Source organism: Gemmatimonadaceae bacterium (genome assembly GCA_035533015.1).
Classification (GTDB): Bacteria; Gemmatimonadota; Gemmatimonadetes; order Gemmatimonadales; family Gemmatimonadaceae; genus JAGWRI01.
The window spans coordinates 13,600-35,432 of the sequence record DATLUQ010000008.1; the positions used below are offsets into that span (position 1 = coordinate 13,600).

Here is a 21,833-nt window from a genome sequence, read left to right on the forward strand (position 1 = left end):
CCCTGACATGTCCGATACCCTCCAGCAGCGCATCGCGACCGCGCTCTCCAAGCTCCGCAATCCGCGCACCGGTCACGATATCGTGTCCGACAACATGGTGCGCGACGTGGGCACCACCACCAGCGGCAAGGTGCGGCTGTCGCTCTTGCTCGCGGCCGACGATCCGGCCACCCTGGTGCGCGATGTGCGGGTGGCGCTCGAACGCGTGGAGGGCGTGACCGGAGTGCACGTGGACGTGAAGGATGCCGCGCAGGCAGCACCCAAGCCGCCCGCATCGCGCAGCCTGCCGGTGATGGACGACCGGCCCGCCGCCCCGCGCGCGAGCGCGCCCACGCCAGTGGCCTATCCGAACCTCGGCAACATCATCGCGGTGTCGAGCGGCAAGGGCGGGGTGGGCAAGTCCACCGTCGCCACGAACCTCGCCGTGGCGCTGGCTGCTGGCGGTGCGCGCGTCGGGCTCATGGACGCCGATATCTACGGCCCCAATGTGCCCCGCATGATGGGCGTGGATGCGCCGCCTGCCGTAGTGAACGAGAAGATCGTGCCGCTCGAGGCGTTCGGGGTGAAGGTCATCTCGCTCGGCTTCATGATCGACCGCGACCAGCCGGCGATCTGGCGCGGGCCGATCGTGATGAAAATCATCACGCAGTTCCTGCGCGACGTGGCCTGGGGCGAGCTCGACTATTTCATCGTCGACATGCCGCCCGGCACGGGCGACGCGCAGCTGTCGCTGGTGCAAGCCACGATGCTGCGCGGCGCGCTCATCGTGACCACGCCGCAGGAGATGGCCACCGGCGACGCGCTGCGGGGCGTGCGCATGTTCCAGCGCGTGGGCGTGCCGGTGCTGGGCATCGTGGAGAACATGAGCTGGTTCGAGTGCCCGCACTGCGGCAAGCCGACGCCGATTTTCGGCGCCGGCGGCGGGGAGCGGTTGGCAGCGGAAACCGAGCTGCCGTTGTTGGGGCAGATCCCGCTCCATCCGCAGGTGCTCGAGAATGCCGAGGTCGGCCAGCCGATCGTGGTGGCCGACGCCACGTCGGCCGCGGGCCGAGCCCTCCTGGCGCTTGCCGACCGCGTGATCCAGGCCGTGCACGAGCTGGCGGCCGCGCCATGACTTGACGATGTCTCGCGCCCTGGTCACGCTGCTCACCGACTTCGGCACCGCCGACGGCTACGTCGCGGAGATGAAGGGTGTGCTGCTGACCGGCGCGCGCGAGGCTGTGATCGTCGACGTGTCGCACGACATTGCCCCGCAGGACCTCGAGGCGGGGCGGCTGGCGCTGGCCCGCTACTGGAGGCGCTTTCCCGAGGGCACGATCCACATCGCGGTGATCGATCCCGGGGTGGGCTCGGGGCGCGGCGCGCTGGCGGTGGAGAGCCAACGGCGCTATCTCGTTGGGCCCGACAACGGGCTGCTCTCGCCGGCGCTTCTGGCACCGGGCGCGCGCGTGGTGCGGCTGGGCGTGCCGCCCTCGGCCTCGCCGACGTTCCACGGACGCGACGTGTTCGCGCCGGCCGCCGTCCACCTGGCGAATGGGCAGGCGTTCGACGCGCTCGGCGCGCCGGTGTCGGACCCCGTGATCCGGCGGACGCCAGAGCCCCACCGTGCCGCCGACGGCTCGATCGAGGGGCGTGTGGTGACGGTGGACCGGTTCGGCAACTTGATCACAAATCTGATCGGCGTGCGCGGGGGCGAGGTGACGATCGCCGGGCACACCGTGCCGGTTCGGCACACGTACAGCGACGTGAACGCAGGAGAGATCGTGGCCGTGGTGGGGTCGTCGGGGCTGCTCGAGGTCGCGGTGCGCGACGGTAACGCGGCGGTGCTGCTCGGCGTGGCTCGCGGCACGGTGGTCGCGTTACGCGCGGGCTAGCTCAGGGCGTCGCCGAAGCTCCGAAGCGGTCGAGCGTGATGCCTCCCAACGCCGTCTGCACGTGCAGACGCAGATGGTATTTGGCCGTGTCCCAGTTGTCGGAATAGTAGGCGCCGTCGCGCTTCACGAGCCCGTCGTTGTCGAACGAGGTGAGGAAGCGCCGCATGTCGAGCTGCACCCCGACGTCGCGCGGCACGCGCAGCGTGATCTTGCCCAACGTCACCTCGACGTCGGCATCGAGGTCACCCGTCCAGTTGCCGCCGAAGCCGAGATCCAGCGACCCGACCCCGCCCTTGACCACCAGCGATGCGGCGTTGGCGTTGCCGAGATTGCGGGCCGTGAGGTCGGCCGCCCCCACGTCGATCGTTATGGTGCCGATCTTGGCCAGGTTGGGCGAGCTGAAGTCGACCGTCGCTGCGGCCGCGCCCGATTCCATGTTCAGCCCGCGCAGGGTGAGGCCGCCCAGGTCGATGTCGGCGTCGGTGGCGCCCAGCGACATCGAGAGGTCGATCGGCACCGTGGGCGCGAGGGCGAGCGTCATCTGGGCCTTGTTGTCGGCGTCCGTTCGCCGGGCGGTCCAGTTCATCGAGACGTCCTTGATTCCGATGTCGAGCCTGCCAGCCGCGGCGTCGAACGTGTACAGGGGTGTGGTGCGGTCCTCGTCGTAGCGCAGGTGCATGGCGTACAGCACCGGTTGGGTCGCGGCGCGCAGCGTGAACCGGCCGGCGGCGTACTGCACGTGGACGCGCATCTCGTTCGAGTCGCGGAGTTGCCGCGACACGTCCACCGTCTGCCAGGACTGCGCACCGGCCAGTGCCGGCGCGCAGACGGCGAGCACCGCCGCGGGCAGCAGGGCGCGCCTCATGGAAGGTCCCTCGTGACCGGCGCCGGGCGGCGGGCGGCAGCCACGCCGGCCACGGGGGTCGGCGTTTGCCAGGCAAGCGGTTCCGCCCCGCCGGGGGCGGAGCGTGGTGTGGTCCCGGCGCGCTCGTGCTGTGTGCCGGCGCGCGAGAGCACCGTGGCTCCGAGTCCGGCCGTGAGGGCCACCCAGGTGACGGCCACGGCCACGGCGCGCAGCAGCGGCTGCACGCCGGGCATCCAGGTGAGCGCGGCGACCACGAACCAGAGTCCCAGATAGACGACCAGTCCGGTGAACATGGCGCGCACGCTCACGCCGCGCTCGCCGGCGTCGGGTTCGGCGCGAAAGAGGCCGCGCCCGGTGAACCGTGCCACGGCCAGGAATCCAAGGGCCAGCAGCCCCGCCAAGGCGATGATGTAGGCCACGATGGCGAAGGGAATGAGCAACACGCCGATGATGGTGATGGCCAGCGCGACGATGACCAGGAGCAGCAGCGGCACGAGCCCCAGCTCGGTGAGGAGGCCCACCCAGAAGGCGCGTGCGAGGTGGCGCTCGAGCACTGCCACCACCCCGTCGAGGTTGTGCTCGGCGAAGAGCAGCACGCCGATGCCGATGATGGCAAGGACGGCGAACCAGGCAAGCACCAGCTTCATGGCGCCCGCGGTGGTGAGCGGGGCCTGGGGGGCCGTGCCGGCACGGGCGTTGGGGGCCGCGAGATCGCTCAAGGAGCGCATCTCGCCGTACACATTGCCGCCGTCGATCTTCACGTGCCCGCCAATCGACACGGCGTCGCCGGTCACGACGCCGCCGGTGTGGATGACCACGTCCCCGTGGAGGGCGATGGCGTCGCCATTCACGCGGCCGCTGATCTCCAAGGGGCCGTTGGCCGCAGCCACGGTTCCGGCCACGGTGGTGCTAGCGGGGATGGTCCGGCCGCCCATGGCAAAGCTATCGGCCGGGGGGACGTGGAGAAGGTTCGCCGACCGGGCGATGCGGCCGATGTCTGCCCGGAGTTGGGCGTCCATCTGTTGCGGAGCGGCGGTCGTGGCCGGAGGGGCGGCGGACTGCGCCCGAACCGGCGCGGCCGCTGCGAGTGTGACCAGCGCAAGGCAGGTCGAGAGGGCCCGCATGGGTCAACCCCTCCGGCGGGCGGCGGAGGCGATGGCGCGGAGGCCGAAGGCGGACGCCGTGGCGGCCGCCAGGAACCCAGCCGCGACGGCGCCGATTCCGAAAAGTCCGCCCTGCTGGAGGGTGTCCATCACCGCCGGCCCGAACAGGGTGACCATCCCGCCCTGGACGGCCTGGACGACCGCGCCGCGCAGGTGGTTGCCGACCACGTCGGCGGCCAGGGTGACGAGGTCGCCGCGGGACACCAGCCAGAGTGCGCCGCCCGTGAGCGTGGCGCCGGCGGTGGCCAGGAGGCCGGCCACGGCCAAGCGGCCGGGACGGGAATGCGGCAGGAGACGGGTGACTGTTTCGACGGCGGCCACGTGCCAGGGCACGAACACCGGAACCTGGCTCATCACCTTGTTGGCCAGGGTGAAGGATGGGGCGAACCGCGGAAGCTCCTCGAGGGCGGTGACGACCAGTCGAGCATCTTCAAGCTGGGCACGGCACTGCGCGCACTCCCGCGCGTGTTCGCGCAGGGGGGCGACACCGAACCCGACTTCGTCGTCGAGCAGGAGATCGAATTCTTCTGGGAGCAGATGCCGGTGATTCACGGAGCCTCCAGGGTGTCCTACGGCCGGCAGGGAGCGCCGGTTTCAGGGGAAACGGGGGTGCGGAGAGTGCGCTGGGTGGGGTACGTCACTGCTTGAGGTGCTCCAGAAGCCCGCGTAGCTCGTGGCGGGCGCGATGGATGTAGGTCTTGACAGTGCCCAGCGGCAGATCGAGGGTGGCGGCGATCTCCTCATAGGACTTGTCTTCCACGTGGCGGAGCAGGATACAGGCCCGGTATTCGGGCCGGAGCTGGCCGATGGCGGTCTCGATGGCGGCGCCCAACTCCTTGGCCTGGAGCTGGTCGAGGGCCGACTCCTCGTGCACCGATACGTCGAACGACGTGGCGTCCACAGCGTCACCGGTCACGGCATGGGGGGAGCCGTCCATACTCACGGTGTCGAGCTGCCGCCGGCGCAGGTGATCGATGGCGACGTTATTGGCGATCTTGAACAGCCAGCTCGAGAACTTGAATTCCGGACGGTACCGGTCGATGTGCTGGAGGACCTTGATGAAGGTGTCCTGCGTCAGGTCCTCGGCCAGCTCGCGATTGCGCACCATGCGGAAGACGAGCGAGAACACGGGTCGCTCGTACCGCTTGATGAGTTCGCGATACGCGGCCTCGCGCCCTCGCTGAGCGAGCGCGACGACGTCGGCGTCCGGGAGGTTGGCGAGGTCGAGAGCTGGGGGCATCGAGCGGGTGCGCGGGCCGAGCAGAACACGCGGCGCGCGGTGTCGTAGGGGAACCTATGCACCGGGGCAGCCACGAGCCAGCGGTTCGCTTGCCGGCGCCGGGTTGGGCGGCGAAGTTTCGCAGATGCCCGTGAATCACCTGGAAGCCGCGGAGGCGGAGGCCGCCGCCGCGTGGGGCGAAGAGAAACGCGCCTATGTGCAGCGGATCTTCTCGGAGATCGCGCCGCGCTACGATCTGCTCAATCGCGTGCTGAGCTTCAACGTCGACCGGCGTTGGCGGCGGCGTGCGATCGCGGCGCTCGACTGGACGCGCCGGCCCACCGGCCGCTATCTCGACCTCTGCGCCGGCACGCTGGATGTGGCGGCGCAACTGGCGCGCACCCCGGGGTTCCGCGGCACGGTGATCGGCGCCGACTTCGCGGAGCCGATGTTGCGCGCGGGGGCCGGCAAGTCGCCGGCCGGCGTGGTGCGGCCAGTGGTGGCCGATGCGTTGGGGTTGCCATTCGCGCCGGCGTCGATGGCGGGCGCCATCGTGGCATTCGGCATCCGCAACCTGGCCGATCTGGACGCGGGGCTCGGCGAGGTGCTGCGCGTGCTCGAGCCCGGCGGCCGGTTGGTGGTCCTCGAATTCTCCACGCCGTCCTCAGCGTTCGTGCGCGCCGGCTATCATGCGTACTTCCATCACGTGCTGCCCTTCGTGGGCGGGGTGGTGAGCGGCCACGGGACGGCGTATCGATACCTGCCGCAGTCGGTGGCCAGCTTTCCCTCGCAGCAAGCGCTCGGCACCCGCATGGAACGCGCCGGGTTCACGGCCGTGCGGTGGCAGTCATTGACCTTCGGCATCGCGGCGCTGCACGTGGGCGAGAAAGCCGCGACCCGTTCCGTTCCGACATGACGCTCGATACCCTGGGCGCATTCGTCGACGCGCTGGACCGCGCTGGTGAGTTGGTGCGGGTCGCCCAGCCCGTGTCGGTGGATCTGGAAATGTGCGAGATCGCGGATCGGGCCATGAAGCAGCCGGGGGGCGGCCCGGCGCTCCTGTTCGAGCGGCCCGTGCTCCGCGACGGCACGGCGTCATCGTACCCGGTGGGCATCAATCTGTTCGGTTCGATGCGGCGCATGGCGATGGCCCTCGGCGTGGCCGACCTCGACGCGATCGGCTTGCGGATCACCGAACTGCTCGCCATGAAGGTTCCCGAGGGGTTGGTCGCCAAGCTGTCGCTGTTGCCGCGGCTGCTGGAACTATCCAAGTTTCCGCCGCGGACGCACGACGGTGGGGCGCCCTGCCACGAGGTGGTGTGGCGCGGCGGCGAGGTGGACCTCGACCGACTGCCGCTGCTCACGTGCTGGCCGGAGGACGGGGGCGCCTATATCACTTTCCCAATGGTGATCACGCGCGACCCCGTGCGCGGCATCCGCAACGTGGGCATGTACCGCGTGATGCAGACGGGCAAGGCCACGCTCGCCATGCACTGGCAGCGCCACAAGGTGGGCGCCGCGCACTGGCGCGAGATGGCGGAGCGCGGCGAGCGGATGCCGGTGTGCATCGCGCTGGGGGGCGATCCGCCGTCCATGTATTCGGCCAGCGCGCCGCTGCCGCCCACGGTGGATGAGTTCCTGTTCGCGGGGTTCCTGCGCAAGAACCACGTGCATCTCACCAAGGCCCTCACGTGCGACCTCGAAGTGCCCGCCGAGGCGGACTTCGTGATCGAGGGGTACATCGACCCCGCCGAGCCGCTGGTGACCGAGGGGCCATTCGGCGATCACACCGGCTTCTACTCGCTGGCCGATCTGTATCCGCAGGTGCACGTCACGGCGGTGACGATGCGCCGCCAGCCGATCTTCCCTGCCACGATCGTCGGGCGGCCGCCCATGGAGGACTTCTACCTCGGGCACGCGACCGAGCGCATCTTCCTGCCGCTGCTCAAGCTCACGGTGCCCGAGATCGTGGACTACCACATGCCGGCCGAGGGGATCTTTCACAATCTCGTCTTCGTATCGATCGACAAGCAGTATCCGGGCCAGGCGCAGAAGGTGATGAACGCGCTGTGGGGCCAGGGGTTGATGTCGCTGGCCAAGGTGCTGGTGGTGGTGGACAAGTGGGTGAACGTGCGCGACCCCAAGGAAGTGTGGTGGGTGGCGCTCAACAATCTCGATCCGGAGCGTGACGCGCGATTCACCATGGGCCCGGTGGACGTGCTCGACCACTCGAGTCGTACGTTCACGTACGGGTCCAAGATGGGGCTCGACGGCACGCGCAAGCTTCCCGAAGAGGGATTCACGCGCGACTGGCCCAAGCTGATCGAGATGGATGCCGAGACGAAGCGCGCCGTGGACGCGAAGTGGGCTAAGCTGGGGTTCCCGTGGCGATGAGTGGGCCCGAGGGGCAGACATTCACCGATCGCGGGTCGCGCGTCATCGCCTACGTCAATCTGGTGAAGCTGCCGCACACGGTGTTCGCGTTGCCGTTCGCACTCGTGGGCGTGACCCTGGCGTCGTACCGGCGACCGCTCCACCTGGGGCAGGTGCTGTGGGTGGTGGTCGCGTTCACGGCGGCGCGGTTCGCCGCTATGGCGTTCAACCGTATCGTGGATCGCGATATCGACGCCCGCAATCCGCGCACGGCGATGCGGGAAATTCCGCAGGGGCGGCTGAGCGTGGCCGAGGCGTGGGGATCGGTGGTCGTGGCGTCGGCCCTGTTCGGGTTCGCCGCCTGGCGGCTCAATCCGCTGTGCTTCGCGCTGTCGCCGGTGGCGCTCGTCTGGGTGTTCTTCTACAGCCACACCAAGCGGTTCACGCGGTGGGCGCACCTGGTGCTGGGCACCGGCACGGCGATCGCGCCGGTGGGTGGGTATCTGGCGGTGAGCGGCCAGTGGAGCCGGCCCTGGTGGATGCTGGTCGCGCTGGCCGCGGCCGTGATGACGTGGGTGGGGGGGTTCGATGTGTTCTACTCGCTGGCCGACGCCGAGTTCGACCGCGCCAACGCCCTCCACTCGCTGCCCGCCAAACTCGGCGAGCGGCGGGCGATCGAGATCGCCCACCTGCTGCACGTGGTGACGATCGCTGCGCTGGCCGCGGTGGGCGTGGCCACGCACGCCGGGGGATTCTACTGGGCCGGGGTGGTGCTGGCGGCGGTGATCCTCGGGTATGAGCATTGGCTGGTGCGCCCCGACGATCTGTCCAAGCTCGACGCGGCATTCTTCTCGATGAATGGGATGCTGAGCCTGGCATTCTTCTTCTTCGTACTCGCCGAGCGGGTGCGGCCGATGCTGATGATGAGCCTCGGGCGGGGGCGGTAGCGGTGCCGGCCGGGCGTCCGATCGTGTTCGCCATCACTGGCGCGTCGGGGGCGCCGTACGCCGTGCGGCTGCTCGAGCAGTTGGTGGCGGCGCGGCGTCCGGTGCAGCTCATCGTGTCGAGCCATGGGCTGCGGCTGCTGCGCACCGAGACGGAGCTCAAGGGTGTGGACGACCTGCGCCAAGCCGTCGGCGCCGCGCGGTGGGACCGCTACGTGACGGTGTATGACGACGCGGATCGCGGGGCGGCGCCGGCGTCGGGGTCGGCGCTCAGCGCCGGCATGGTGATCTGCCCGTGCTCGATGGGGACATTGTCGGCGGTGAGCGCGGGCGCGTCGCGGTCGCTGGTGGAGCGGGCGGCCGACGTGGCGCTCAAGGAGCGGCGCAAGCTGGTGCTGGTGACGCGCGAAACGCCGCTCAGCGCCATCCACTTGGAGAACATGCTGCGGCTGGCGCGCGCCGGCGCGGTGGTGATGCCGGCATCGCCGGGGTTCTACCACCGCCCGCAGCGCATCGACGAGCTGGTGGACTTCATCGTGGCGCGCGTGCTCGACCATCTGGGCGTGCCGCAGGGCCTGGTCGCGCGGTGGCAGGGCGAGGCGCCCGCGGGCCGGCGGCGCCGCCCGCAGTGAGCGGGGGTGAGCGGCTGGTCGGGCTGATCGCCGACACGCACGGGCTGGTGCGGCCGGAGCTGTTCGCGGCGCTGGCCGGGGTGGAGGTGATCCTCCATGCGGGCGACGTGGGCGAGGGAGTGCTCGAGGATCTGTCGGCGATCGCGCCCGTGCGGGCCGTTTATGGAAATACGGATAGGACCGACGATCCGCGGCTGCCGGTCGAGCGGCTGGAAGAGTTCGACGGCGTGCGGGTGCACGTGAGCCACGGGCACGAGTTGGGGAGTCCGACGCCCGAAGCGCTGCTGGCGGCTTACGACGCCGACGTGCTCGTGTACGGACACACGCACCGCCCGCTGCTCGTGCGAGCAGACGGGCGGTGGGTGGTGAATCCAGGGGCAGCGGGGCCGCGGCGGTTCGACATCGTGCCGAGCATCGCCCGCATGCGACTCTCAGGTCACGACATCCGTATCGACCACGTACTCCTCATTCCCTGAATTCGACCATCGTTACTTGGACGTGATGGCGATCTTCTTGCCGCTGACCTTGGATTCCTTGGTCTTGGGCAGGACGACCGAGAGAACCCCTTGCTCGAATGACGCCTTGATCTTGTCCTGGTCCACGGACGACGGGAACGAGAACGTCCGCTCGAACGAGCCATAGCTCCGCTCCCACACGTAGTACTTCTTTTCCTTCTCGCTCTTCGTCTCGGTCTTCTCGCCCTTGATGGTGAGCACGCCGTTCTCGAAATCCGCGCTCACGTCCTTGGCGGCGAGCCCCGGCAGTTCGGCCATGACGGTGAACTCGTCGGGCGATTCAGCGATTTCCACCGCCGGGTTCCAACCCAGCGATTGCACGAGCGAGGGGGCAAACGGTTCGTACGCGGGGAAATTGAACGCCCGGCGCAAACGGTTCTGCATCTCGTCCAGGTCGCGCGTGATCGTTGAAACGAAGGGCAGCCGCGGAGTCGCGGTGCGGGTGATTTGGATGTCCGGCATGGATGCCTCCTGCTTGGTGGTGCGTGGGGGGTGAGCAGGCCGGGTCGCGGTGCGCGATCCGGCCCGCTGTCGCGGGCCGGTCATGGGCGCCCTGGCGCGAACGTCCCGGCGTGCGGCGCGAACACGTACGTGTGCTTGGTCAGGCGGTGATCCCCGACCGCCGCGGCGATGTCGAGCGCACTGACGATCCCGATCAGGCGGCCGGCGTCGAGCACGAGCAGGCGGTGAATCTCGCCGCGTGCCATGTACTCGGCGGCCGACTCCACGGTCGCGTCGGGAGGAATCGAGAACACGACGTGCGTCATCGCTTCGTTCACCGTGTGCTCGGAGAGGACGTCCCAGTCGCGCCGGTCCACGTTGCGCATCCGCTCCACGACGTCGGTGACGTCACCTGCCACCGCATCGGAATAGAACGCAGCGATGGCTTCCGATCCATCGTCGTCGCCCTCGATGTCGCGCGCGCCTTCGTCGGCCGGCACGCCCGGTGAGTTCGCGATGAATTCCACGATGTCCGATAGTGACAGCACGCCCAGGACGGCGTCGCCGCTCACCACCGGCGCCCCGGAAATGTGTGGACCAGCAAGGCGCTCCGCGGCCTCGCGCAGGGTCAGATCGGGCCCCAACGTGATCGGGTCGGCCGTCATGATCTCGCGGACCTTGAGCATCCCTCCCTCCTCGATGCAACAGAAAGTAGACGAGGTCCGCTCGGCGGTCTGTCGGTGTTCCGGGGCGCGATTGTCCGGGAGCATCCCCAACTCGATGTGGGGGAATGCCGGGCCGCGGTCGGGCCGCTACGGACGACGCGTATGCTTCATCTGTTCCGGATGCGCGCGAAACCAGCTCGAGAGCAGCATCAGTTCGTCGATCTCGTGCGTGGGCACCCGCGCCCCGATGGGGTCGGCGGCGCCGAATACCTCGGTCTTGAGCACCTTCAGTGCACGCTGCTCGGTGCGTGTGCGCGGAGCCGGCCGCTCACCGCGCACGCGACCGCGGCGAATGAGGTAGACCCGATCGTCGCCCTCGAAGCCCGGCACGTGGTAGGCAAAGGAGAGCGATTCGATCGCGAATCGCAACCGGGCGAACTGCTCGCGCAACGTCTCGAGCCGCCCGAGTTTGTCGCGCAGTGACGCGGCGCGTTCGAACTCGAGCCGCCCGGCGCTCGCCTCCATGTCGGCGCGCAACGTCTCCACGGGGCCATCGTTCTCGCCATCGAGGTACGCCCGGGCCATGCGCACCCGCTCGGCGTACGCCGCCGCCGTGCAGGCGCCGGCACAGGGACCGAGGCAGCGTCCGATTTCGAGCCGGATGCAGCCCGGTGTGCGCGCGGGCGCGTCGAACAGCTCCGCCTGATCGGCGTAGACCACGCGCTGTGTGAGCCGGCAGTCGCGCAGACCGAGCACGTCACTCAATTCGCGAAGCGACTCCTGCAGCTGCCGCGCGCCGTGAAAGGGGCCGTAGTAGATCGCGCTGTCGTCGCCGCTGGGGCCGCGGACGGCGAGCAGCTTGGGCGCCATGCCGCGGGTGAGCTTGATGAACGCGAAATGCCGGGCATCGCGCTTCATGGCCACGTTGAGCCGCGGGCGGTCGCGCTTGATGGCCCGCATCTCCGCGAGCAGCGCGGCGAACTCGCTCGGGACGTACTCCCATTCGATGGACGCCGCCTCGCGGACGATGCGGGCGCCCTTTTCGGCGGGGAACGACGCGCGGAAGTAGCTGAGCAGCCGCGTGCGCACCCGCTTGGACTTGCCCACGTACACCACCTCACCGTCGGCAGCGATCATGCGATAGATGCCCGGGCGGTCGGCCGCCGTGGCGCGCACGTGGTCGCGCATGGCACGAAGCTGTGCCGGCGAGGTGCGTTGCGGAACGAGGGCTAGTGCTGGCAGCGCGCACATAGCACCGTGCTCCGTCCGTCGATGGCGTGGGTGCCGGCCAGCCGGGTTCCGCAGCGCGGGCAGGGCTGACCGGCGCGACCGTATACGGCCAGCCGTTCGGCAAATCCGCCGGCGTTGCCATGGGCGTCGCGGTAGTCGCGGAAGCTCGTGCCGCGCGCGTCGATGGACTCGAGCAGCACCGCGGTGAGCGCGGCGTGCAGGGCGCGCGCTTCCGCGGCGGTCACGCCGCGCGCCGCCCGCGAGGGGTCGAGCCCGGCGCGCCAGAGCGCTTCGTTCGCGTAGATATTGCCGATGCCGGCTATGCGCCGCTGGTCCATGAGCACTTTCTTCACCGCCTGGCGACTGACTCGAAGAATGGCCGATAGTTCACCCGGACCGAACGTCCGGTCAAGAGGCTCCACTCCCAGTGCGGCCGCATACCGGGTGAATCGGTCCGGTGACATGAGAGCGACGGTGCCGAGGCGCCGGATGTCACGGTAGAGCAGGGTGCGACCATCGGCGAGTCCCAGCCGGACCGTGGCGTAGGCGCGTTCGCGTTGGTCGAGTTGGCCCGCGTCGAGCAGCAGGGCGCCGGTGAACCGCGGCTGCACCACGAGCCGGTCGCCGCTCGACAGGTCGAGCACCACCAGCTTGGCGCGCCGCCAGCAGTGGACGATGCGGGTTCCCATGATGCGGCGCCGCAGGGCGATGGCGCCGACCTCACGCAGAACGTCGGGCTTGGGCACTCCCACCTTCACGATCGTCGCGCCCGTCACCTGCCGGTCGAGGTCGCGCGCGATGGTCTCGGTTTCGGGGAGTTCAGGCACCGCGGGCGCGCTCGCGCCAACCGATGTCGTCGCGATACTGCTTGCCGGCGAACGCCACCTGAGCGGCAACCTCGGCGCTCACGCGCTGCGCGTCCGCAAAGGTGGCGCCCAGTCCGGTCACGGCCAGCACGCGTCCCCCGGCGGTGATGAGGCGGCCATCGTCGTCGCGGGCCGTACCGGCGTGGAAGACGATGGCGTCGGCCCTGGGCGGGGGGAGGATGATGCCGTCGCCGCGGCGCGGATGGTCGGGATAGCCGGCGGCGGCGAGCACCGTCGTGACGGCGTGGCCGGCGGCGCGGCAGCGGGCGCCCACGGGCAGGCCGTCGCCGCGGGCCACCGCGAGCATCACCTCGAGCAGCGAGGGCGTGAGGTGGGCGATGGGGAGGACGGCCTGTGCTTCGGGATCGCCGAACCGGCAGTTGAATTCCACCACCTTGGGGCCTTGGGCGGTGATCATGAGCCCCGCATACAACAGCCCCGTGAACGGGCGGCCCCGCTCGCGCATGGCGGCGAGTGTGGGGAGGAGGATCCGGGATTCCACATTCATTAGTAAATCACTATAATCCCCGGCCGGTGCGCCGAGCGCTGCCGGGGCGTAGGCGCCCATGCCGCCGGTGTTGGGGCCGCGGTCGCCGGCCAGCAGACGCTTGTGGTCCTGCGCCGGCACCAGGGAGAGCACGCGCTGCCCGTCGGTGAGGGCGAACACGCTCAACTCCTCGCCTTGCATGAACTCCTCCACCAGCACCTGGTGGCCGCTGGCGCCGAACGCGTTGCCCACGAGCATCGATTCGATGGCGGCGTCGGCTTGGGCGATCGTCTCGCAGACGATCACGCCCTTGCCGGCGGCGAGCCCCGAGGCCTTGATCACCACGGGAGCGCCGTAGTCGCGGGCGCAGTCCTTGGCTTCGGGCACGGTCTCGAATATCCGGGCGCGGGCCGTCGGCACGTCGGCGTCGAGCATGAGCTGCTTGGCGAACGCCTTGGACGTCTCGATCTCGGCGGCGGCCTGCGTGGGACCGAAGGTGGGTATACCGGCCTCGCGGAAGCGGTCGACGATACCCGCGGCGAGCGGGGCTTCGGGGCCGATCACGGTGAGGTCCACCGATCGATCGATGGCCAGTTCCAGGAGGCGCTCGACGTCCGTAGCGGCGAGGTTGACGCACTCGGCGAGGTCGGCGATGCCCGGGTTGCCGGGCGCGGCGATGAGCGCGAGTGAAGGGTCGTCTTGCTTCAGCTTCCAGGCGAGCGCGTGTTCGCGCCCGCCGCCGCCGACCAGCAGCACCGTCATTTTGGAGAGCCGCGCCATGCCTCGTCGATCGCGGCTTTGGCGCGCGAGAATACGTCGCCGACCTGCTGGAAGGTGGAACGCGTCTGGTCGCCGTAGTAGCCGGCGGCGTCGGCGTAGTCATCGGTGAGCGGGCGTGCGTCGTCGCCGCGGCGCTGGTAGGTGCCGGCGATGATCGCATCGAACTGCCCGCTCTTGTGCCACGTGAGCAGCTCCGATGCGCGTACGGTGTTGAACGGATGGTCGCGGAACGCCGTGTTCAGCACCTTGAACACGGTGTCCCAGGCGTTGCCGCCGGTCTCGTATTCCTCGGCCTGGCGCATGAATTCTTCCAGGCTCGCCTGGTCGCCCTCCGGCGCGGTGCCGCCCGCCAGCTTCATGAACGCCCCCATAGCCACGTTCAGGTCCTGCGTCCCGAGCAGACCGGCGCGGTCGGAGGAGAGTTCGCTCTTGCGGTACCACTCCAGCAGGGCGAGCTGGAATGGCAGCAGCGCAATCCCGGCGAGGAAGGGCAGGTTGCTGATGCCCACCGTGAGGATGATGATGGCGATCGTGCGGTAGGTCGTGTGCCCGCTCATGATATGGCCCAACTCGTGGGCCAGGATGAACCGTTGCTCCTCTTTGTCGAGCATGGCGAGCGTGGCCGAATTCATGACGATGAAGGGGTCGTCGAATCCCACGGCGCCGGCGTTGACGAACGGGGTCTGCGTCACGTAAAGCTGCGGTCGAGTGGGCCAGTCGAGCGTCTCCAGTACGTCGCTGTAGAGCGCGTTGAGCTTGGGCCGCTGGTGTTCCGAGACTCTGACCGCGTTGGCCAGGAAGAGCTGGCGGATGCCGCGTTCCCCGAAGAATCCGGCGACCTTACGCACGACTTCGTCGAAGCCGGGAATCGACCGCAGCGTATTGAGGGCCGCGCGGTCGGCCGGGTGTTCCCAGGAGCGCGACGAGATTTGAACGAGCTGAATGCGTGGCATAGGAGGGACGCGGAAGAAGGAATGCCGAAAAGGGGTGTCGCCGGCGGCGGGCGCCCCTGGGGACCAACCTCTCAGGTCCCTACGGGGGCGGTGTCACGCAGGTGTCGCGGCGGCTTTGGCGGGGCGGCTGCCGCCGGCGGTCCTGCTGGCCAGTTCCGGCAGTCCCTGGCATGCCTGGTCGAGGTCGGCCAGCAGGTCGCCGATGTCTTCCACGCCGCAGGAGAGCCGGACGAGCCCGTCGGTGATGCCCAGAGCGATCCTGCGCTCGGGCTCGACGGAGGCGTGGGTCATCATCGCGGGGTGGCTGATCAGCGATTCCACCCCGCCCAGCGATTCGGCCAGTGAGAATACGTGCACCCGTCCGAGGAGGTGGGCGGCGCGCTCTTTGGTGCCCATCTCCACGCTCATCATGCCGCCGAATCCGCTCATCTGGCGCTTGGCCAGGTCGTGCTGTGGGTGGGTGGGGAGGCCGATGTAGTTGACGTGTTCGGGGCCCAGGCGTTCGGCGAGCCAGGCGGCAACGGCGCGGCCGTTGGCGTCGTGCCGCGGCATGCGCAGGTGCAAGGTCTTGGTGCCGCGCAGGGCGAGCCAGGAATCGAACGGGCCCGGCACGGCGCCGGCAGCGTTCTGGATGAAATTGAGCTTGTCAGCCAGCCCGTCGTCGTTCACCAGAGCGATGCCGCCCACCATGTCGCTGTGGCCGTTGAGATACTTGGTGGTGGAGTGGAAGACGATGTCGGCGCCGAACCGGAACGGCTGCTGGAAGAACGGCGACGCGAAGGTGTTGTCGACGATGAGCAGGGCGCCGCCCTGCCTGGCCACCGTCGAGACGGCCGCCAGGTCGGTGAGCCGCATGAGCGGGTTGGTCGGCGTTTCCACGAGGATGGCCCGGGTGGCAGGCGTGAGGGCATCAGCCACCCGCTGGGGGTCGCGGGTATCGACGTAGCTGAACCGCAGGCCCATGTGCTGCAGGATCTTGTCGAACAGGCGGAAGGTGCCGCCGTACACGTTCTCGCCGCAGATGATGTGATCGCCGGCGCGGAACAGTTTCATGATCGAGTCGACGCATCCCATGCCGCTCGAGAAGGCAAAGCCGTGCTGGGCGCCCTCGAGCGCTGCTACGTTACGCTCCAGAGCCTGGCGCGTTGGATTCTTGCCACGCGCGTACTCGTAGCCCTTATTCTCCCCGAGGGCTTGCTGGACGTACGTGGAGGTCAGATATACGGGCGTCATGATGGCGCCCGCGAGGGGTTCGGGGCGCTGGCCCGCGTGCACCGCGCGGGTCGCAAAGCCGGCGGCGAGGTCGTCGTCGTAAACGCGAGTCATGCCGAATCTCGGTCGGTGGGAGACACGGGTAAGATAATCGTCGCCGGGGGGCCCGGCGAGCACGGGCAGCGCAGCGGATGGAGTGTCATGGAGAAGATCGGACGGGCCTCGTGCCTCCTGGTGGACGACGAAGCGCCCCTGCGGCAGGTGCTGGTCCAATTGATGCGCGGAGACGGCTTCGAGTGCCTCGAAGCGGCCAATGGGCGCGAGGCGCTCACCAGTCTCGAGACCCACCGGGTTACCCTGGTGATCTCGGACCTCCGGATGCCGGAGGTGGACGGGATCGAGTTGCTGCGCGAGATCCGGGCGCGCTACCCCGACACGGCGGTCATCATGCTCACCGCGGTGGCGGACGTGGAGATGGCGGTGAAGTGCCTGGCGATCGGCGCCATGGACTACCTCACCAAGCCGTTCCACCTGGAGGAGGTGCGGGCGCGGGTGGGACAGGCGCTCGAGCGCCGCCGGCTGATCCTGGAGAACCGCGACTATCAGGAGCGGCTGGAGGAGCGGGTGGCGGCGCAGGCGCGCCGGCTGGAGGAACTGTTCCTCACCGGCATCCAGTCGCTGGCCGAGGCCCTGGAAGTGAAGGATCCGTACACGCGGGGCCACTCCATCCGCGTGAGCACGTATTCCAGCGTCATTGCCCGCGCGCTGCGACTCGACGACGAGATGATCTGGCAGATCGAGCTGGGCGGGCACGTGCACGACCTGGGCAAGATCGGGGTGCGCGAGGCGGTGCTGAACAAGCCCGGCCGGCTGACCCCGGAGGAATATGAGCATATCATGATCCATCCGGTGGTCGGCTGGCGGATTCTGGCACCGCTGCTCGGCGATGCGCCGATCGCGCTCAACATCGTGCGCTCGCATCACGAGCGGATGGATGGGCGGGGGGTGCCGGACCAACTGCGGGGACGCGCGATTCCGCTCGAGGCGCGCATCGCCGCGGTGGCCGACGCCCTCGACGCGATGACCAGCGGCCGGCCGTACCGCAGTGCCGAACTGACGCTCGAGGGAGCCGTGGGCGAGTTACGGAGGAACCGGGGCGTCCAGTTCGACGCCGACGTCGTCGAGGCCGTGTTGCAGGCGGTGGCGGACGGCGCCTTGGTGTTGGTTCCGAGACCGGCGACGATCGTCGAAGTGAACGGCTGAGCAGGCTTCGGTCAGCCGCCGCTGACGATCACGCTCGCCGGCTGCTTGTAGGCGCTCAGCCGTGTCTCGCACCACTGGCGAATCGCGTCGGCCGTGACCGTGCCGTCGACGTCGAGCGCGATGTCGAAATCTCGCAACGGTTCCGGGATGGCGCGCACCCTCACCTCGCGTACGCCGGGCAACTCCGACACCGCCTGCCGGATTTCTTCGGGATAGATATTGAAGCCGTTGCGCGTGAACATCGGCTTGATCACGCCCTCGAACACCACGGCCCCGCCCGCGCGCACAGCCCCGCGGTCGCCGGTGTACAGCCACCCATCGCGTACGGGCAGCCCCGCCTCTCCGCCGCTCACGTACCCGGTGAACACGTTGGCGCCGCGCACGCAGATCTCTCCCGATTCGCCGTCGGGAAGCTCCGGCGTGGCCGGCCCGCCGGGGCCGCTGCCCGGACGCCGGACGGATACCTCCACGCCAGGGAAGGACACGCCCAGCGCACCGCGCACGTTGGGCCGGTCGATGCGGTTGAACAGGCACACGGGCGCTGCCTCGGTGAGTCCGTAGCCCTGGCGCAGCTCCACACCCGTGATGTCGAACCACTGCTCCTGCAGGGCAACGGGCAGCGGCGCGCCACCGCAGACGCATACCCGCAGCTCCCCCACGCCGGCGCGACGGCGCTCGACGGCGGCGAGCAGCGTCCTGAACACGGCCGGCACGCCGACGACCTCGGTGATTCCGGCCGTGGCGAGCAGCTCGGCGGCACGCGACGGATCAAACCGTTCCATGGTGGTGACGCGGGCGCCGGCGAACAGCGGGGCCGTGCCCGTCACCGTGAGGCCGAAAAGATGAGCGAATGGTAATAGCGCGAGCACATGGTCGCCGGCGTCCTGGCGCACGGCCTCGACGGTGCTCCGGGCGTTGGCGATCAGGTTGCGATGGGAGAGCACGGCGCCCAACGGGCGCCCGGCCATGCCCGAGGTGTACACGATCACCGCTTCCTCGTCGCACCCATCCACGCCGCGCTCGCCCGCGAGCGCCAGCCCGTGGTGCGATCCCAGGTCCACTTCGCGGGCCGTGCCGCCGGTGACGAAGCGCGCCGAACGCGGGGCGTCGTCCAGCAGCACGAACGGCACGCCGTGGGGCACCAGCGTCGCGAGCGCGGTCGTGGTGAACACCGCGCCGACGTTCGCGTCGCGCACCTGCGTGGCGACCTCAATCGGTGCGGCCAGCGGGTTGACGAGCACTGCCCCCCGACCATCACTGGCCGACAGCGCCGTGAGATATGCGGGGCAGGCCGGAAGCAAGATGGCCGACCGCCGCCCGGACAGCGCCCGCACGAGCGGCGCGCACCGCTGGAGCAGGGTGAGGCCCGCCGCCACGAGTTGCGGCGCCGGATAATCTCCCAACTGGCCACCCCCTGCGGCGGCGGCCAGCGGCAGCAACGAGAGCGGATCGGTCACAGGTTGAAACGCGACATCGACTGCTTGAGCCGCTCGGCGATCGATGCCAGATGCTGGCTGGACTGCACCACGGCATTCATCGATCCCGTCTGCTGCTCCACCACGCCGCTCACCTGCTCGGCGGTGGCCGCGTTCTGCTCGGCGGCCAGCTGCAGGGCCTCGATCTCGCGGGCCAGGGCGGCGGCGTCGTCGCGCTGGGCTTCGGCCGAGGCGACGATGAGGTCCACCGCGCCGCGGCTCGCTTCGATCTCCTTGCCGATCTGGGCCAGCGCGCCCGACGACGCGCGGATCACGCCCTCTCCCATCGCCACCCGGTCGGTGACCTGGGCGATCTGCTCCTCGGTGCGGATGGCGGCCGTGCGGATTTCCGCGGCCAGGGTGCGGATGTTGTCGAGCGCGTTCGCGGTCTGGTTGGCGAGCTTGCGCACCTCGTCGGCCACGACGGCGAAGCCCTTGCCGTGCTCGCCCGCCCGGGCCGCCTCGATGGCCGCGTTGAGCGCGAGCAGGTTGGTCTGCTTGGCGATGGCGGCAATCGTCTCGGTGATCTTGCCTATCCGCTGCGACTTCTCCCCCAACTCCACCACAGCCGGCACGGCGTCGTGCGTCACGGCCGTGATCGCCGTCATGCTTTCCAGCGCCTGGCCGGCCGCCGTCACGCCGCGCGCCGCCGAGCGCGCCATGATGTCCGATGCGTTCTGCGCGTTGCGCGCGTGCCCGGCCACGGTGAATGCGCGGTCGGCCACGCGGGTGGCCCCCTCGGTGGCCGCCGTCACGTTGCTGGTCTGGGTGGCCGCGGCACTCGCGATCGCGCGCGCCGCGTCCGAGACCTGATCGGTGGTGGCCGCCATCTCCTCGGCGCTCGCGGCCAGTTCCTCGGCGGTGGCTGCCACTTCGCCCGCGCCCGCGTCGAGTTCGGTCAGCAGGCTGCGCAGCCCGACGGTCATACGGCGCACTGACTCGGCCATGGCGCCGATCTCATCGGCCGCGATGTAGTGCAACTCGTGGCGCAACTGCCCCATGGCCACGGCGTCGGTCTGACGCGTGACTTCATCGAGCCCGCGGGTGAGCCGCGCCGCGCCCCAGTACGAGAGGCCGAGGGCGAGCAGCAGCGCGACCAGGGGGAAAGGCGTGAACCGGATCAGCTGCCAGCGCAGTTCGCTCAGGAACTGGTCCGCGCGGAGCGTGGCCACGATGAAACCGGCAATCGAGCCATCGGGACGGCGCACGGGCACCTCGGCCGACAGCAGCGATCCCTCGTCCGTCACGTACACCCCGGTGTACGCTTCTCGCCCGATCTCCATGCTGTCGGACAGCCCGGGCGGCGAGACCCACCGCCGCGCATACTGCGCCTGGCCGGCCTGCCACGAGGCGTGCACGAGCACCCGCCAGGCCCCGGTGCGGTCCGCGCGGACGACAGCCAGTCCGTTCACGAGGTCGCTCTCGCTCGCGCCGTTGGCTACCCAGGCGTGCAGGAGCGCGGATCGGCTATCGCGGAATGCCGTCGTTTCTTGCCCCTTGGCCGCGATGACATCCAGCGAGTCGGCGTTCACCACGAGCGTCGCGCCGCGGGCCATGCCGAGCAGGCGATCGCCGTGCACCTTGGCCAACTGGCTCCGGGTGCCCACGTACACGGGCACCATGATCACGCCCAGCGTCAGCACGACGGCCGCGGCGCTGATCGCGGCCATTTTGAGCCGGAAGGGAAAGCGGATTGTACCGCGTTTGTCGTTCGGCTTATTCAGTGGGCCGTTGTCCATGGCGGGCGGCGTCAAGTTAGACCACGGCGGAGAGGGTGTAAAGCGCTGGCGGCCCCTCGCTTTGCGCGTTCCCTCGGCAGGGCTAGCTTTCGCTCGCGCATATGGAGGATGCATGGGCCACGACGGGCTGATGGTGAGCGTATCGGGAATTCGCGGCCGGGTGGGCGAGGCGCTCACCCCGGAAGTGGTCGCGCGCTACGCCGCGGCTTTCGGTGCCTGGGCGGCCGGTTCGGGGCGCTCGCGTACCGTGGTGCTGGGGCGCGATAGCCGCGTCTCGGGGCCGATGTTCCACCGAATCGCGGTCGGGGCTCTCCAGTCTGTTGGCTGCACCGTTATGGACATCGGCCTGACCACGACCCCGACCTGCCAGTTGGCGGTGGAGCACCACCATGCGGCAGGCGGGTTGATGCTCTCGGCCAGTCACAACCCCATCGAGTGGAACGCGCTCAAGTTCATCGGACCGACGGGGCTGTTTCTCGAAGCCGCCGAGGGCGCGGAGATGCGACGGATTGCCGAGGCGGGCATTCCGTACGCGACGTGGGACAAGTTGGGCGTGGTGGAGCACGACGATCGTGCCGCTCTGCGACACATCGACTGTGTCCTTTCGCTTCCGTACGTGGACGTGGAAGGGCTGCGCCGGCGGCGCTTCAAAGTGGCGTTGGACTGCTGTCGCGGTGCTGGATCGGTGATCATGCCGGCGTTGCTCGACCGGCTGGGCTGCGTGGTGAGCGTCATCAACGCCGAGCCGGACGGCCGCTTTCCGCGGTCTCCCGAGCCGGTGGCCGAGAACCTCGGCGAACTGCAACGATTCGTGCAAGAGACCGGTGCCGACGTCGGGTTCGCGGTGGACCCGGACGTGGATCGGCTGGCCATCGTATCCAATGAGGGGCGGGCGATCGGCGAGGACTATACGCTGGCGCTGGCCACGCGGCTGGTGCTGCGGCATCGCAAGGGGCCCGTGGTCACGAATCTCTCGACAAGTCGCGTGGTAGAGGACGCGGCGGTGGCCGGCGGGTCGGTGTTGCTCCGGGCGCCGGTGGGCGAGGTGAACGTGGCGGTGGCGATGCGCGACGCGAAGGCCGTGGTCGGGGGTGAGGGAAACGGAGGGGTCATCCTGCCCGAAGTGCATCTCGGGAG

General features: G+C 69.4%; 22 protein-coding genes. 9 read left to right on the forward strand and 13 right to left on the reverse strand.

Annotated features, from left to right (window positions below):
• Window positions 1-7: 7 nt before the first annotated feature.
• Together VNF92_01200 and VNF92_01205 are read left to right on the forward strand one after the other, a co-directional pair.
• Window positions 8-1,114 (forward strand): Mrp/NBP35 family ATP-binding protein, encoded by a 1,107-nt coding sequence (locus VNF92_01200; protein HVA56479.1) that lies wholly within the window; start codon window positions 8-10, stop codon window positions 1,112-1,114.
• 7 nt (window positions 1,115-1,121) lie between these two features.
• Window positions 1,122-1,874 (forward strand): SAM-dependent chlorinase/fluorinase, encoded by a 753-nt coding sequence (locus VNF92_01205; GenBank protein HVA56480.1) that lies wholly within the window; start codon window positions 1,122-1,124, stop codon window positions 1,872-1,874.
• A gap of 1 nt (window position 1,875) precedes the next feature.
• Here the strand turns inward: VNF92_01205 and VNF92_01210 are convergent, their stop codons facing one another.
• The 4 genes from VNF92_01210 to VNF92_01225 all read right to left on the reverse strand — a co-directional run bounded on the left by VNF92_01210 (window position 1,876) and on the right by VNF92_01225 (window position 5,142).
• Entirely contained in the window at window positions 1,876-2,739 is an 864-nt protein-coding gene (locus VNF92_01210) for a hypothetical protein (GenBank protein ID HVA56481.1), read from the reverse strand.
• Window positions 2,736-3,863 carry a polymer-forming cytoskeletal protein gene (locus tag VNF92_01215; protein HVA56482.1) on the reverse strand — a complete coding sequence of 376 codons (1,128 nt, stop codon included), beginning with the start codon at window positions 3,861-3,863 and terminating at the stop codon, window positions 2,736-2,738. The genes VNF92_01210 and VNF92_01215 overlap by 4 nt, the downstream gene beginning before the upstream one ends.
• Window positions 3,864-3,866: 3 nt before the next feature.
• Entirely contained in the window at window positions 3,867-4,454 is a 588-nt protein-coding gene (locus VNF92_01220; GenBank protein HVA56483.1) for a hypothetical protein, read from the reverse strand.
• An 85-nt stretch (window positions 4,455-4,539) separates the two neighbouring features.
• Window positions 4,540-5,142 carry a sigma-70 family RNA polymerase sigma factor gene (locus VNF92_01225; GenBank protein ID HVA56484.1) on the reverse strand — a complete coding sequence of 201 codons (603 nt, stop codon included), beginning with the start codon at window positions 5,140-5,142 and terminating at the stop codon, window positions 4,540-4,542.
• 124 nt (window positions 5,143-5,266) lie between these two features.
• Between VNF92_01225 and VNF92_01230 the strand changes: the two genes are divergently transcribed.
• From VNF92_01230 to VNF92_01250, 5 genes are read left to right on the forward strand one after another with little or no spacing between them, the layout of a single operon-like run.
• A complete protein-coding gene (locus VNF92_01230; GenBank protein ID HVA56485.1) occupies window positions 5,267-6,037 on the forward strand; it encodes a ubiquinone/menaquinone biosynthesis methyltransferase in 771 nt (256 codons plus the stop codon).
• Window positions 6,034-7,515 carry a menaquinone biosynthesis decarboxylase gene (locus tag VNF92_01235; protein HVA56486.1) on the forward strand — a complete coding sequence of 494 codons (1,482 nt, stop codon included), beginning with the start codon at window positions 6,034-6,036 and terminating at the stop codon, window positions 7,513-7,515. The genes VNF92_01230 and VNF92_01235 overlap by 4 nt, the downstream gene beginning before the upstream one ends.
• Window positions 7,512-8,441 carry a UbiA-like polyprenyltransferase gene (locus VNF92_01240; GenBank protein ID HVA56487.1) on the forward strand — a complete coding sequence of 310 codons (930 nt, stop codon included), beginning with the start codon at window positions 7,512-7,514 and terminating at the stop codon, window positions 8,439-8,441. Before VNF92_01235 ends, VNF92_01240 begins: the two co-directional genes overlap by 4 nt.
• 23 nt (window positions 8,442-8,464) lie before the next feature.
• Window positions 8,465-9,070 (forward strand): flavin prenyltransferase UbiX, encoded by a 606-nt coding sequence (locus VNF92_01245; GenBank protein ID HVA56488.1) that lies wholly within the window; start codon window positions 8,465-8,467, stop codon window positions 9,068-9,070.
• Complete coding sequence (locus VNF92_01250) at window positions 9,067-9,546, forward strand: metallophosphoesterase family protein (GenBank protein HVA56489.1); 480 nt, start codon at window positions 9,067-9,069, stop codon at window positions 9,544-9,546. Before VNF92_01245 ends, VNF92_01250 begins: the two co-directional genes overlap by 4 nt.
• 12 nt (window positions 9,547-9,558) lie before the next feature.
• Here the strand turns inward: VNF92_01250 and VNF92_01255 are convergent, their stop codons facing one another.
• The 7 genes from VNF92_01255 to VNF92_01285 form a co-directional block, all read right to left on the reverse strand.
• The gene (locus tag VNF92_01255) at window positions 9,559-10,047 is read right to left on the reverse strand and encodes an Hsp20/alpha crystallin family protein (protein HVA56490.1); all 489 of its coding nucleotides are present in this window, start codon (window positions 10,045-10,047) and stop codon (window positions 9,559-9,561) included.
• 80 nt (window positions 10,048-10,127) lie between these two features.
• Window positions 10,128-10,712: a CBS domain-containing protein gene (locus tag VNF92_01260; GenBank protein HVA56491.1), complete on the reverse strand. Its 585-nt coding sequence runs from the start codon at window positions 10,710-10,712 to the stop codon at window positions 10,128-10,130.
• 126 nt (window positions 10,713-10,838) lie between these two features.
• Window positions 10,839-11,879 carry a UvrB/UvrC motif-containing protein gene (locus VNF92_01265; GenBank protein HVA56492.1) on the reverse strand — a complete coding sequence of 347 codons (1,041 nt, stop codon included), beginning with the start codon at window positions 11,877-11,879 and terminating at the stop codon, window positions 10,839-10,841.
• Between the two features lie 41 nt (window positions 11,880-11,920).
• Window positions 11,921-12,748: a bifunctional DNA-formamidopyrimidine glycosylase/DNA-(apurinic or apyrimidinic site) lyase gene (gene mutM, locus VNF92_01270; protein HVA56493.1), complete on the reverse strand. Its 828-nt coding sequence runs from the start codon at window positions 12,746-12,748 to the stop codon at window positions 11,921-11,923.
• Complete coding sequence (gene purD / locus VNF92_01275; protein HVA56494.1) at window positions 12,741-14,054, reverse strand: phosphoribosylamine--glycine ligase; 1,314 nt, start codon at window positions 14,052-14,054, stop codon at window positions 12,741-12,743. The genes mutM and purD overlap by 8 nt, the downstream gene beginning before the upstream one ends.
• Complete coding sequence (locus tag VNF92_01280; GenBank protein ID HVA56495.1) at window positions 14,033-15,007, reverse strand: M48 family metallopeptidase; 975 nt, start codon at window positions 15,005-15,007, stop codon at window positions 14,033-14,035. The genes purD and VNF92_01280 overlap by 22 nt, the downstream gene beginning before the upstream one ends.
• Before the next feature lie 93 nt (window positions 15,008-15,100).
• Window positions 15,101-16,333 (reverse strand): aminotransferase class I/II-fold pyridoxal phosphate-dependent enzyme, encoded by a 1,233-nt coding sequence (locus VNF92_01285; GenBank protein ID HVA56496.1) that lies wholly within the window; start codon window positions 16,331-16,333, stop codon window positions 15,101-15,103.
• An 87-nt stretch (window positions 16,334-16,420) separates the two neighbouring features.
• Between VNF92_01285 and VNF92_01290 the strand changes: the two genes are divergently transcribed.
• A complete protein-coding gene (locus VNF92_01290) occupies window positions 16,421-17,482 on the forward strand; it encodes an HD domain-containing phosphohydrolase (GenBank protein HVA56497.1) in 1,062 nt (353 codons plus the stop codon).
• Window positions 17,483-17,493: 11 nt separating this feature from the next.
• Here the strand turns inward: VNF92_01290 and VNF92_01295 are convergent, their stop codons facing one another.
• Together VNF92_01295 and VNF92_01300 are read right to left on the reverse strand one after the other, a co-directional pair.
• The gene (locus VNF92_01295) at window positions 17,494-18,939 is read right to left on the reverse strand and encodes an AMP-binding protein (protein HVA56498.1); all 1,446 of its coding nucleotides are present in this window, start codon (window positions 18,937-18,939) and stop codon (window positions 17,494-17,496) included.
• Window positions 18,936-20,627, reverse strand: a complete 1,692-nt coding sequence (locus tag VNF92_01300) for a methyl-accepting chemotaxis protein (protein ID HVA56499.1) — start codon at window positions 20,625-20,627, stop codon at window positions 18,936-18,938. Before VNF92_01300 ends, VNF92_01295 begins: the two co-directional genes overlap by 4 nt.
• A 181-nt stretch (window positions 20,628-20,808) precedes the next feature.
• Here VNF92_01300 and VNF92_01305 point away from each other — a divergent pair.
• A partial coding sequence (locus VNF92_01305; protein HVA56500.1) for a hypothetical protein occupies window positions 20,809-21,833 on the forward strand: 1,025 nt, incomplete at its 3' end.